We start from the raw sequence: 11466 nt of genomic DNA, 5'->3' as shown, positions 1-11466 counted from the left end.
GGGAGGGCGGCATCGACCGCCTCGCGGTGCGGACGGCCTTCCGTCTGCCCGAACCACTCTCGGATTCGGACGCCGAGCGGGCGGTCGGGGCGGCGGTCGACGCCCTCCTCGCCGGCCGGGCCGGCGACGCCGCCGACGAACTGTACGAGACGTTCGGGCCGCTCCGCGAGAGCGCCTGCCACCTCACCGATAGTACCGCGTGAAATTCGTCGCACGAGCGGTCGCGGGGACCGCGTGCGATCGGCCGTGCGAAGGGGAGGTCAACCGCTACGGTCGATCCGGAAGGCGGGTTCGTCGACGCTCTCGCTGCGGCACTCCGGGCAGTTCGAGGGGTGGTTGATCCGGTCGTCGAAGCCGTCGAAGCCACAGTCCCGGCAGGTCGGCGGGGAGACGAGCAACCGCTCGTCGTCGGGGAGCGACCGGGAGACGTGTCGCAGGTGGTCGTAGACGGTCGACCGGGCGGTGCCGTGGCGGGCCGAGAGGTCGCTCGCCGTCGCGGCCCCGTCCCGGAGGTCGGCCGCGATGCGTTCGCGGGTCGTCGACTCCATACGCCCCGTTCGCGCGTGGTCGGCAAAGCCCTTTCCGCGACGTGGCGCCACGATACAAAACAAACTTGCCACTGTAGTCAGTCGAACCCCGTATGAAGGCCATCGTCCTGGCGGGCGGCTACGCGACGCGGCTCTGGCCGATCACCAAGCATCGGCCGAAGATGTTCCTGCCCGTCGGTGAGTCGACGGTCATCGACACCGTCTTTGCGGACCTCGAGGCGGACGACCGCATCTCCGAGGTGTTCGTCAGCACCAACGAGCGCTTCGCCGCCGACTTCGAATCCTACTTGGCCGACAGCGAGTTCGAGAAACCGACACTCTCCGTCGAGGAGACGACGGCCGAGGACGAGAAGTTCGGCGTCGTGGGCGCGCTCGCCCAACTCATCGACCGCGAGGGCGTCGAGGAGGACCTGATCGTCGTCGCCGGCGACAATCTCATCAGTTTCGATATCGCGGCGTTCGTCGACTTCTTCGAGGCCAAGGAGACGCCCGCACTCGCGGCCTACGACGTGGGATCGAAGGAACGGGCTCGATCGTACGGGTTGGTCGACCTCGACGGCGACCGCGTCGTCGACTTCCAGGAGAAACCCGACGACCCCAAGAGCACGCTCGTCTCCATCGCCTGCTATGCCTTCCCCGCCGACGACCTCCCGCTGTTCGAGGAGTACCTGGACGCGGGGGAGAACCCCGACGAACCGGGCTGGTTCATCCAGTGGATGCAGGCCCGACAGGCGGTCCACGCCTTCACCTTCGACGGCGCGTGGTTCGACATCGGCACCCCCGAGAGCTACCTCGACGCGGTCGCCTGGCACCTCGATGGCGACGACCGCGTCCACCCGACGGCGTCCGTCGAGGACTCCCGGCTCCGCGGCGACGTCCACGTGATGGCGGGGGCGGAAGTCGTCGACTCGACGCTCGAACGCACCGTCGTCTTCCCCGACGCGACCATCCGCAACGCCGACGTCCGCGGGTCGATCATCGACGAGGAGACCCGGGTCGAGAACCTGGACCTGGCCGACGCGCTCATCGGCGCGCACTCGACGATGACGAACGGCGCGGACGGGGACTGACTCCCGGCCGTCAGCAGTGGTCGGCGGCGGACCCGACCGCCTGCCGCTCGATCCGGATCGTGGCCAGGACGGCGCTCTCCTCGGCGTTGGGACGGTGGACGAAGCGGTACACCTCACCCTCGCAGGCGCGGTTGAGCGCGTCGTCGCTCCCGTAGCCGTCGATGTGGGCGTGGTCGCCGGCTGTCAGCGGCCCCGACGTGGTCCAGACGGCGTCCCATCGGACCTCGTTGCCGTCGCTGTCGACGATGTAGAAGTCCTCGCCGACCTCGATACGGCCACCCGAGAGGGTGAGGTTCACGAACGGGCGGTCGTTCGTGTTCCCCTCGCCGTCGGCGACGTACGCGGTCCGGTAGCTGTACTGTGGGTGGGGGTCGCTCGGCATGTCGATCCCGAACGCGAGCGTCGCGAAGACCAGCGCCAGCAAAACGACAAGCGCCACCATGAGGGCGACGCCCACCACGGGCGACACTCCCCGAGAGGGCACGGACATCGGTCACCATACGTCGCCCGAGGCTATCAACGTTCCCCGGGACCGAGACGAGCGTCCGTGATCCGCACGTGGCCGCGGGTCCCCTCCCACACCGGCTCCCACCACAGTTCGATCGGTCGGTCCATATGTGGCCCGTCGGTCACGAGCGTCTCGAACTCGCCGCCTTCACCGAGGGGATGGACGCCGTGTGACGCTTCGAGCGCGACGAGGTCGTCGAGGGTGTCGGCATCGAGGCGGCGACCGAGCCAGGATTCGTCCAGCCCGCCGGCGGCCACTTGGACGATCAGTATCTCGAAGCCGGCGTCGATCATCGCCTCGCCGAGTGCGACCGGATCCCGCTGCCAGAGCGGCGCGAACAGGTCGATCCCCAGCCGCTCACACATGGCCTCGATGCGACTCGTCTGGAACTCGCTCTCGACGGCGCCGGCGGTGACGCCCGACAGCCCCTCCCGCTCGGCCAACTCCCGGAGCGCCGCCTCCAGCGGTTCGAGTTCGGCGTCGCCCTGCGCGCCCGCGTCGGTGGCGGCCGCGGCGCCGAGGTCGCCCGGATCGACTTCGAGCAGGTCGATGCCGATGCTCTCGGCCGCGAGTGCGGCGAGGTCGGTCGCCGGCACGTGGTACATGTAGGAGTCCTCGCCGGGGTGGACGGTCACCAGTCGCGTCACGTTCAGCCCGTCCTCGAGCGCGCGATACAGCGCCCACGAGGAGTCCTTGCCGCCGGAGAAGAGACTCGCCCACTGCTCGGTCATTGGGGATGCTATACGGGGAGTGCGGTTAGAAACTGCGGTTCGTCGGCCGAGATAGCTCGTATCGTACCTATCGAGCGGGCCACGCCGTGCGGAGACGGCCCGCCCCGCTATGGACGGCGATACGCGCTACATGTAGCCCAGGTCGCGGAGGCGCTCCATGAGGTCCTCCTTGTCCTGAGCGCGGCCGGCGCGTTCGGTCGTGTTCTCGATGTCCTGGAGCCAGGCGGGCTCCTCGTCGGACTTCTCGGTGCTGACCTCGCTCCCGAGCGAGCGGAAGCCGGCGAAGTACTTGGGGCTGACCGGGATGTCGGCCTGCGTGAGGCCGTTCGGGAGGTCCTCGGCGCTCTGGGGCACGTAACCCTCGTTCGGGAAGTCCTCGACGGTGTCGGGGACGACGTAGTTCCAGAAGGCGTCCCACACGTCGCGCTCCGCGAACTGCAGGATCGGCTGGATGCGGTCGTGGGGCGGGTAGATGTCGGGGTCGTGACGCGGGCTGAAGAACGTCTCGTCGGCGCGGGCCTCCTGTTCGTCCCAGCGGACGCCGGAGATGACGCCGTCGATGCCGTACTCCTCGAGCGCGTCGTTCAGCGCGACGGTCTTCAGGAGATGGTTGCCGACGTAGGTGTCGAGCAGGAACGGGAAGTCGTCCTCCTCGTACTCGAGGATGTTCCGGATGTGGTGCTGGTTGTGTTCCGAGAGCTCGGCGACGGGGATGTCGTCGCCCGGCTCCAAGCCGTGTTCCTCGACGTAGTCGCCCACGTCCTCGTTGCGGGCGTAGATGACGTCGAGGTCCCACTCCTCGGCCCAGTGATCGACGAAGTCGTGGATGGCGTCGAAGTGCTGGTAGTGGTCGATGAACACCGCGGGCGGCGTCTCCAGCCCGAACTGCTCGGCGACCTCCTTGATGAAATAGAGGGTGAGCGTCGAGTCCTTGCCGCCGGTCCACATGACCGCGGGGGTTTCGTACTGTTCGAGGCCGATCCGGGTGACATCGATCGCCTTCTCGATCTTGTCTTCGAGCGTCGGATAGTCGTCCGGCGTCTCGCCCTCGCCGTCGGCGTAGTCGACGTCGAGGTAGTCGGGGAACTCGCTCATCGTGTAATGAGATATAATTACCGGAGGTAAAATGCTTTGTGAATCCGGTCCCGGCGGTCTACGGCCGGTGGAGGACGACGGTGACGTTGTCGCTCCCGCCGTTGTCGTTGGCGGCGTCGACGAGACGGTCGACGGCGTCGTCGGGGGAGTCGTCGACGACGACCTCACGGATCGACGGCTCGGGGACCTCCTCGGTCAACCCGTCCGAGCAGAGCAGCAGAGTGCCCGTCACCGGCCGTTCGTACACGTCCGGGTCGACGTCATCGTTCGTCCCGAGCGCCTGCGAGAGGACGTGTCGCTGGGGGTGATCGGCGGCCTCGTCCGGGTCGACGACTCCCTCATCGACCAGCGACTGGACGAGGGACTGATCGACCGTGATCCGGTCGATAGCCGACCCGTCGACGTGGTAGGCGCGGCTGTCGCCCACGTTGACGACGGTCGCCTCGTCGTCGTGGACGAGGGCGGCGACGAGCGTCGTCCCCATACCCTCGCGACCCTCGGCCCGTGCTCGCTCGCGGACGCGGTCGTTGGCCGCCTCGACCGCCCCACGGAGCGACGCAGCGAGGTCGTCACTGCTCCCGCCGAGGCGGCCCGCGAGCGCGTTCTCGAACGCGTCGAGCGCCGTCTCGCTGGCGACGTCGCCCGCGCGGTGGCCGCCCATCCCGTCCGCGACGGCGAGGAGCGTCCGGTCCCCGTACGTGGTCACGAGGTAGTCGTCCTCGTTGTGGTCGCGTGTCCGCCCCACGTCGGTCCCGGCGGCGGTGTGGCCCGTCATCCGTCACGGTGACTGCCGGCACTCCGGACAGGCGTCGCCGGTGTAGGTCCGTTCGTGTCGCTCACAGAACTGCTTCGTGTCGGTCGTCCCGCCCGCCGCACACTCGGGACAGGTGCCGTCGACGAGTTTCGTCCCGCAGTCCGTGCAGTAGGTCGGCGACGACGGCCCCCGCGATCCCGGGGCGGGATCGGCGGCGGTGTCGGGGCCGGCGCCGCGAGAATCCCGGCCGGCCGCCGGCGCGGAACCGGATCCGCCACCCCCGTCCTCGGCGCTGGACGACTCGCCGATCGACGACCGGTTGATCACGTTGTCGTCGCCGACGGTGGTGCTCCGGTCGACGTTTTTCTGATCGCCCACGACGACGTCCCCGTCGCCCTGGTGGACGACGTTCTGCTCGACGCTCGCCTCGCGCTCGACGGTGAGTCGGAGCGTCGTCCGGTAGCCGAGCGAGATGGTCGCGTCCCGGGCCACCGTCTCGACGAACCCCTCCTCGACCTCGAACTCGTCGCCGCCGGTCGAGACGGTGACGCCGTTGGTGTTGCCGTCGTTTCTGATCTCCACGAACTCCGACCGCGGCGTGAGACGGACCGGCGCCCGTCCGTCCTTCTTGCGCGACACCGTCGCGTCGGCGACGCCGAGCGGCCGGACCCGGCCCTCGCTCTCCGCGACCACGCGGTTGTGCTCCTCGGGTTCGCGATACAGCTCCGTCGGCGAATCGAGCGGAATCCGCCTCCCGTCTTTCTCCCCGTTCGCTGCGGATAGGTACCCCCTCATCGGTCGTGTGGTACCGTCCCGTGTCTCGCACCGTAAATGTAGGGTTCAGTCGGGGGGGTCGGCCGGGTCAGACGATGCCCAGCCACGCGAGGACGCCGCCGAGGACGAGCATGAGGATGAAGATGCTCCCGCCGATGTCGGCGCGATACCGGGAGAGCGGGGCGGGGTCGGCGCGGACGGCGGCGGCCCGGTCGGCGAGGCCGACGGCGGCCCGGTCGACGGCCGCGTACGTCTCGGTCACCCCGTGGACCAGCGCCCGCGTCCCGTAGAAGACGAGGGGGTTGTACCCGGCGTCCACGTCGGGCACCCGACCGACCTTCGACAGCGGCTTTTTCAGGACCGCGAAGCCGACGACGCCCGCCGCGGCGAGGACGAGTCCCTCGACGATGTGAGGGACGGTGTACGTGTGGTAGACGTGCCCGACGACGCTTCCGTCGGTCACGTCGAACGGGAGCAGGCCGAACAGCGCGCCGTCGAAGACGCCGTAGAACACACACAGCGTCGCGACGAGCAGCATCGGGACCTGCTGTGCCCGCGGGGCCGGCGTGACGGGGTCGCCCTCGTACGGCCCGTGGAGGAAGGCGTAGTAGCCGAACTTGATGAACGACAGGAACGTGCCGACGCCCCCGACGAGGAGTAGCAACTCGAGCGTGTAGAAGTCGCCGACGACGAGGGGCCCCTTCACGAACTCGTAGTGGCTGGCGGAGATGACGATCCCCTTGCTGACGAAGCCGTTGAACCCGGGGAAGCCGGCGATGGAGAGCGCGGCGACGGTGAAAGCCGCGGCGGTGACGGGCATCTTCCGCGCCAGTCCGCCGAGGTACTTCAGGTTCTCCTCGCCGGTCCGGTAGATCACGGCGCCAGCGGTCATGAAGAGGAGGCTCTTGTAGAGGATGTGGTTGAACACGTGGCCGAACGCGCCGGCCTGCGCCAGCGCGCCGCCGATGCCTACGCCCGCGACCATGTAGCCCACCTGCGACTGGATGTGATAGGAGAGCAGCCGTCGCATGTCGTTCTGGAGGAGCGCCGCGGCCGCGCCGAAGACGGCCATCGCACCGCCCATGTAGGCGACCCAGAGGTGGCCCTCGGGGAACGCCCGGTACATGCCGTAGACGCCGGTCTTGGTGGTGTAGACACAGAGGAAGACGCTCGCCGCGATGTGGGGTCTCGGGTAGGTGTCGGGGAGCCACGCGTGCAGGCCGATAAAGCCGACGTTGACGCCGATGCCGAGGGCGGCGAGCACCTGTGGCACCGTCCCGACGATGCCGTCGGCGGCGCTGAAGAGGACGGATCCGACGGCGGCGTAGTGCCACACGATGGCCGCCAGCAGGAGGCTCCCCCCGATACCGTGGAGGAGCGCGTACCGGAAGCCGGCGCGCACGGCCTTCCCGCCGTAGTCCCAGACGAGGAGCGTACTCGTCACCGCCATCAGCTCCCACCAGACGATCAGGGTCAGCCAGTCGCCGGCGAAGACGGCGCCGAGGCTCGACCCGACGTAGGTGAGCGCGTAGGCCGTCTGCTTGCTCTCCGCACCGGTCGCCCACGAGTAACCGACGGCGACGGTCCCGATGAAGGCGAAGACGAGGCCGACGACCCACGAGAACGGATCGACGTTGAAGAAGACGGCGTCGAAGCCGAAGAGCCGCCCGGTCAGGTGCGTCCCCTCGGGGACCAGCCAGATCCAGACCGTCACGAGTGCGGTCGTCCCCCCGCCGAGCAGGTGGGCGAGGCGGCGTCGTCCGCCGGCGAGACCGGTCGCGAGCGCCGCGGCGAGGACGACGACCCCCGGCGGGAGCGCGGTGAGCGGTCCCGTCACAGGACGCTCACCCCGGTGGCGCCCTCGACGATGACGTCGACGAGGCGCAGGAACACCGCCGTCTCGGGGACGACGCCGATGAGAACCGCACCCACCATCGCCGCGAGGATGGGCCCGAGCATGAACCACGTGCTCTCGCCGCCGACCCAGCCTCGGCGTTCCCACCCGCCGACGGGCGGGCCGCCGTGGTCGTCGTCGTGTTCGTCGTCGTGTCCGTGCTCGTCGTGTTTGTCGTATCCGTGGTCGTCGTGCCCGTCCGCCCCGTCGTGCCCGCCGTCCGTGACGGCGCCGGAGTCGGGCGTCGGCTCCGCGGGGAGGATCGACCGCGACTCGCCGCCGAGGGGGAACTCCACGAGCGGCTTGGCGTCGTGTTCGTCCTCGGCCTCGAAGAAGGCCTGATAGAACACGGGCCAGAAGTACGCGATGTTGAGGACGCCCGAGACCAGGAGGACGACGGCGAAGACGGCCTGGTCGGCGCTCACGCTCCCGATCAGGAGGTACCACTTGCTGACGAAGCCGGCGACCAGCGGGATGCCGGCCATACCCGCGGCGGCGACGCCGAAGGCGAGCATGGTCAGGGGCATCCGCTTGCCGATGCCGGCCATGTCGCTGATGTCGTCGGTGTGGGTCTCGACGTGGATGGCGCCGGCGGTGAAAAAGAGGGTGAGCTTCATGAACGCGTGAGCGGGGATGTGCAGGAGGCCGCCCACGATCGACGTGGGATCGAGGATGGCGATACCGAGGACGATGTAGGAGAGTTGACTCACCGTCGAGAACGCCAGCCGGCGTTTGAGGTTGTCCTGGCGGAGCGCGATGACGCTGGCGAGCGTGAGCGTCGCGGCGGCGACGACGGCGAGCGGCAGGCCCATCCCGAGCGCGCCGGTGAGGTCGACGCCGTAGACGTCGAGAACGACGCGCGCGATGCCGAAGACGCCGCTCTTGACGACGGCGACGGCGTGGAGCAGCCCCGAGACGGGTGTGGGCGCCACCATCGCGTCGGGGAGCCACGAATGTAGCGGCATGAGCGCCGCCTTCACGCCGAAGCCGCCGATCAGGAGGACGAAGGCCGCCCGAGCGAGGACGGGGTCGGCGGTCGCGAGGGCGTCGATGCCGCCCGCGGCGAAGGCCGTGGTGTCCGCCATCGTCGCGACCAGCACCGTCCCCGCGAGGACGGCCACGCCGCCGCCGAAGGTGTACGCGAGGTACTTCCGGCCGGCGGCCCGCGCCTCGGGCGTCTCGTCGTGGGTGACGAGCGGATACGTCGCGACGGTCAGGAGTTCGTAGAAGACGAAGATGGTGACGAGGTTGGCGGCGAAGGCGACGCCGAGGGCGGCGGCGACGCTCGCGGCGAAGGCCGCGAAGTAGCGCGTCTGGTCGCCCTCGTCCAGCCCGCGCATGTAGCCGATGCTGTAGAAACTGGTCACCAACCAGAGCAGGCTGGCGACGGTCGCAAAGAGCAGTCCCAGCGGGTCGGCCTGCAGGGAGAACTCCACGCCGGCGACGAGCGTCCCGAGGTCGGCCACGTAGACCGTCCCGTCGAGGGCGCCGGGGAGCATGCTGGCGACGAGGGCGAACGATCCCACGGCCGCGAGCACGGTCCACCCCTCGCGGAGGTTCGGTCGACGGGCGGAGGCGAGGATCGGTACCACGGCCACCGCCGCGACGGCGACGGCCAGAGCCGGTCTGAGTGAGGCGATGTCGGTCATGGCGAGAGGAGCGTGTCGATGGTCGGTTCCAGCGCGGTCCCGAGGTCGGTGACGACGAGGCCGAGAACGACGGCGACGACGGCGGCGCCGACGACGAGCGCGAGCGCCCGGCGACTGGGGCGGGCGGTCGGCGGGGGCGAGGGGCCGAGTGCGTCGCCCTCGGCGTCGCCGTCACGGCCACCGTCGGTCGCGGCCAGGACGCTCTCGGAGGCCGGCGCGACGAACATCCGCTCGACCAGCAGGGCGAAGTACGCGAGCGTCAGGAGCGTCGACGCGAAGATGACGACGGCGACTGGCCAGGTGCCCGCCCGGACGGCGCCGAGCGCGATGTACCACTTGCCCGCGAAGCCGACGGCCGGCGGGACGCCGACCATCGCGAGCATGAGTACGGCGCTCGCCCCGCCGAGAACCGGGAACCGGTCGGCGAGGCCGGCGTACTCGTCGACGGTCCGGGCGCCGGTCACGTCGGCGACGGTGCCCGCGGCGACGAACAGCCCACCCTTCATGATCGCGTGACCGAGCAGGTGGACGACGGCGCCGAAGACCGCCGCCGGCGTGCCGATGGCGACGCCGACGACGACCAGGCCGTACTGCGACACCGACGAGTAGGCGAGCATCCGCTTGACCTCGGATTGGGTCACCGCGAGGACGCTCCCGACGACGATGCTGACCGCCGCGAAGACGATCAGGGCGTCGCGGGCGACCGGGACGGCCTCGAAGAAAGCCGGGGTGTAGACGGTGTAGACCAGCCGGAGGAGCGCGTAGGCCGCCACCGTCGAGACGAGCGCGGCGATGAGCGCGCTCACGCTGTCCGGGGCGTCGGCGTAGGCGTCGGGCTGCCAGGTGTGCAGCGGGAACAGCGCCGTCTTGGTCGCGAGGCCGACGACGATGAACCCGAAGGAGGCGAGCACGAGCGGCGAGTCGTAGCCGGCCGCCGCCAGCTCGGTCGCGAGGTCGGCCATGTTGAGCGTCCCCGTCGCCACCAGCGCGTAGCCGACCCCGAGCAGGTACAGCGAAGCGGCGACGGTGCCGAAGAGGAGGTACTTGAGCGCCGACACGGCCGAGCGACCGGTCCCGGCGCTCGCGACCAGCGCGTAGGTCGCCAGCCCCGTAATCTCGAGGAAGACGTAGAGGTTGAACACGTCGCCGGTGACGGCCATCCCCGAGAGACCGGCGACGAGGAGGAGGTACTCGGCGTAGAAGGCCGTCCCGCCGGGGTCGTCCTCCGTGACGAACGCGAGGGCCGCGAGGGAGACGACGGCGACGAGGACGACCACCGCGGCCGACAGGCCGTCGACGACGAGTTCGATGCCGTAGGGGGCGACGAAGCCGCCGACCCCCACCGAGAGCGGACCGTCGAGGATGGCCCGGGAGCCGAGCCACCCCGCGAGCCCCGTCTGGGCGGCGAGGACGACCGGCGCGACGACCGCCGGTCCCCGCTCGGAGCCCAGTCCGGCCGCGACGGCGAGCAGCGCCCCCAACAGCGGGAGGGCGACCAGGAGGGGCAGGTAGGCGTCACTCATCCGTGCGCACCTCCTCCAGCGTGCGCTCGTTGATCGTGCCGTAGCTCTCGTAGATGCGGACGACGAGGCCGAGCGCGACGGCCGTCAGGCTCACCCCGACGACGATGGCGGTCAGGATGAGCACGTGCGGCAGCGGCGAGACGAAGGGGCCGCCACCGCCGCCGCTCTGGACCACCGGGGAACGGCCCTCGGTGTGGAAGCCCGCCGAGATGAAGAAGACGAAGATGCCGGTCTGGAAGACGTTCATCCCGATGATCTTCTTCACGAAGTTGTCGCTCTCGATCATGACGTACGCGCCGATGCCGAGCAGCGCCACCACGACGAGGTAGGTGTACTTCGTCGTGAGGAGTTCGATCATCTACCGATCCCCCTCCGAGCCGGCGTCGTCGTCGACGTCGACCCCGGTCCCCAGCAGGAAGAAGAGGCCGGTGATGACGCCCGACACCACGACGCCGATGCCGACTTCGACGAGTTCGATGCTGTATTTGCTGCCATGGTGGAACAACGTCTCGTATCCGGAGACCTGGAGGAAGTTGCCGCCGACGAGATAGCCCCCCAGGCCGATGAGGAGGAAGGTTCCGACCCCCGAGAGGACGAGGAGGGCAAGCTGTTCGTTCCGCAGGTGCGCGGCGATGGGTTCGATACCGAACGCGAACCCGAGCATGACGACGGTCGTCGCGGCGATGACGCCGCCCTGGAACCCGCCGCCCGCGGAGCTCGCGCCGTGGAACATCACGAACACGCCGAGGGTGAGAACGAAGGGGGCGATCACCCGGACGGTCGTCATGATGATCGTGCTCTCGACGTAGGGGGGCCGCTCGTCGGCGGGCCGTGAGATGGACCCCTCGCCGTCGGGTCCCGCGTCGGGCCGGTCGTCGTCGCCGGCGCGTTCGGAGTCGGCCGCCGGGTCGGGGGTCGGA

12 protein-coding genes are annotated in these 11466 nt (G+C 69.6%); 1 reads left to right on the top strand and 11 read right to left on the bottom strand.

The annotated features are described in order from the left end of the window. Window positions 1-260: 260 nt before the first annotated feature. Window positions 261-548, bottom strand: a complete 288-nt coding sequence (locus EI982_RS04365; protein WP_157688319.1) for a transcriptional regulator — start codon at window positions 546-548, stop codon at window positions 261-263. A gap of 92 nt (window positions 549-640) precedes the next feature. Between EI982_RS04365 and EI982_RS04360 the strand changes: the two genes are divergently transcribed. Next, complete coding sequence (locus EI982_RS04360; RefSeq protein ID WP_157688318.1) at window positions 641-1618, top strand: nucleotidyltransferase family protein; 978 nt, start codon at window positions 641-643, stop codon at window positions 1616-1618. Window positions 1619-1628: 10 nt separating this feature from the next. On the opposite strand, the gene EI982_RS04355 is transcribed toward EI982_RS04360, so the two are convergent. The 10 genes from EI982_RS04355 to EI982_RS04310 all read right to left on the bottom strand — a co-directional run bounded on the left by EI982_RS04355 (window position 1629) and on the right by EI982_RS04310 (window position 11333). Then, on the bottom strand, window positions 1629-2108 hold the full coding sequence (locus EI982_RS04355) for a type IV pilin domain-containing protein (RefSeq protein ID WP_157688317.1): 480 nt from the start codon (window positions 2106-2108) through the stop codon (window positions 1629-1631). A 26-nt stretch (window positions 2109-2134) separates the two neighbouring features. After that, window positions 2135-2857 carry a diphthine--ammonia ligase gene (locus EI982_RS04350; RefSeq protein WP_157688316.1) on the bottom strand — a complete coding sequence of 241 codons (723 nt, stop codon included), beginning with the start codon at window positions 2855-2857 and terminating at the stop codon, window positions 2135-2137. 126 nt (window positions 2858-2983) lie between these two features. Further along, window positions 2984-3952: a phosphoadenosine phosphosulfate reductase family protein gene (locus tag EI982_RS04345; protein ID WP_157688315.1), complete on the bottom strand. Its 969-nt coding sequence runs from the start codon at window positions 3950-3952 to the stop codon at window positions 2984-2986. A gap of 58 nt (window positions 3953-4010) precedes the next feature. After that, window positions 4011-4727 carry a Stp1/IreP family PP2C-type Ser/Thr phosphatase gene (locus EI982_RS04340; protein WP_157688314.1) on the bottom strand — a complete coding sequence of 239 codons (717 nt, stop codon included), beginning with the start codon at window positions 4725-4727 and terminating at the stop codon, window positions 4011-4013. A gap of 3 nt (window positions 4728-4730) precedes the next feature. Beyond that, window positions 4731-5501, bottom strand: coding sequence for a hypothetical protein (locus EI982_RS04335; RefSeq protein ID WP_157688313.1), 771 nt, complete (start codon window positions 5499-5501; stop codon window positions 4731-4733). A 67-nt stretch (window positions 5502-5568) separates the two neighbouring features. Continuing rightward, entirely contained in the window at window positions 5569-7317 is a 1749-nt protein-coding gene (locus tag EI982_RS04330) for a Na(+)/H(+) antiporter subunit D (protein ID WP_157688312.1), read from the bottom strand. Continuing rightward, window positions 7314-9023, bottom strand: a complete 1710-nt coding sequence (locus EI982_RS04325; protein WP_157688311.1) for a proton-conducting transporter transmembrane domain-containing protein — start codon at window positions 9021-9023, stop codon at window positions 7314-7316. The genes EI982_RS04330 and EI982_RS04325 overlap by 4 nt, the downstream gene beginning before the upstream one ends. Continuing rightward, the gene (locus tag EI982_RS04320; protein WP_157688310.1) at window positions 9020-10546 is read right to left on the bottom strand and encodes a proton-conducting transporter transmembrane domain-containing protein; all 1527 of its coding nucleotides are present in this window, start codon (window positions 10544-10546) and stop codon (window positions 9020-9022) included. Before EI982_RS04320 ends, EI982_RS04325 begins: the two co-directional genes overlap by 4 nt. Further along, complete coding sequence (locus tag EI982_RS04315; protein ID WP_157688309.1) at window positions 10539-10904, bottom strand: cation:proton antiporter subunit C; 366 nt, start codon at window positions 10902-10904, stop codon at window positions 10539-10541. The genes EI982_RS04320 and EI982_RS04315 overlap by 8 nt, the downstream gene beginning before the upstream one ends. Then, the gene (locus tag EI982_RS04310) at window positions 10905-11333 is read right to left on the bottom strand and encodes an MnhB domain-containing protein (protein WP_394352069.1); all 429 of its coding nucleotides are present in this window, start codon (window positions 11331-11333) and stop codon (window positions 10905-10907) included. Window positions 11334-11466 lie beyond the last annotated feature (133 nt).

Source organism: Haloplanus salinarum (genome assembly GCF_009762275.1).
Taxonomy (GTDB): domain Archaea; phylum Halobacteriota; class Halobacteria; order Halobacteriales; family Haloferacaceae; genus Haloplanus; species Haloplanus salinarum.
The sequence above is the reverse complement of the archived record's forward strand: the minus strand, read 5'-3'. Positions and strand labels throughout refer to the sequence as shown.

Excerpts from the sequence above, each read along its gene's own strand:
- EI982_RS04365 (WP_157688319.1), bottom strand. The coding sequence starts at position 548 with ATGGAGTCGACGACCCGCGAACGCATCGCGGCCGACCTCCGGGACGGG.
- EI982_RS04360 (WP_157688318.1), top strand. The coding sequence starts at position 641 with ATGAAGGCCATCGTCCTGGCGGGCGGCTACGCGACGCGGCTCTGGCCG.
- EI982_RS04355 (WP_157688317.1), bottom strand. The coding sequence starts at position 2,108 with ATGTCCGTGCCCTCTCGGGGAGTGTCGCCCGTGGTGGGCGTCGCCCTC.
- EI982_RS04350 (WP_157688316.1), bottom strand. The coding sequence starts at position 2,857 with ATGACCGAGCAGTGGGCGAGTCTCTTCTCCGGCGGCAAGGACTCCTCG.
- EI982_RS04345 (WP_157688315.1), bottom strand. The coding sequence starts at position 3,952 with ATGAGCGAGTTCCCCGACTACCTCGACGTCGACTACGCCGACGGCGAG.
- EI982_RS04340 (WP_157688314.1), bottom strand. The coding sequence starts at position 4,727 with ATGACGGGCCACACCGCCGCCGGGACCGACGTGGGGCGGACACGCGAC.
- EI982_RS04335 (WP_157688313.1), bottom strand. The coding sequence starts at position 5,501 with ATGAGGGGGTACCTATCCGCAGCGAACGGGGAGAAAGACGGGAGGCGG.
- EI982_RS04325 (WP_157688311.1), bottom strand. The coding sequence starts at position 9,023 with ATGACCGACATCGCCTCACTCAGACCGGCTCTGGCCGTCGCCGTCGCG.
- EI982_RS04320 (WP_157688310.1), bottom strand. The coding sequence starts at position 10,546 with ATGAGTGACGCCTACCTGCCCCTCCTGGTCGCCCTCCCGCTGTTGGGG.
- EI982_RS04315 (WP_157688309.1), bottom strand. The coding sequence starts at position 10,904 with ATGATCGAACTCCTCACGACGAAGTACACCTACCTCGTCGTGGTGGCG.
- EI982_RS04310 (WP_394352069.1), bottom strand. The coding sequence starts at position 11,333 with ATGACGACCGTCCGGGTGATCGCCCCCTTCGTTCTCACCCTCGGCGTG.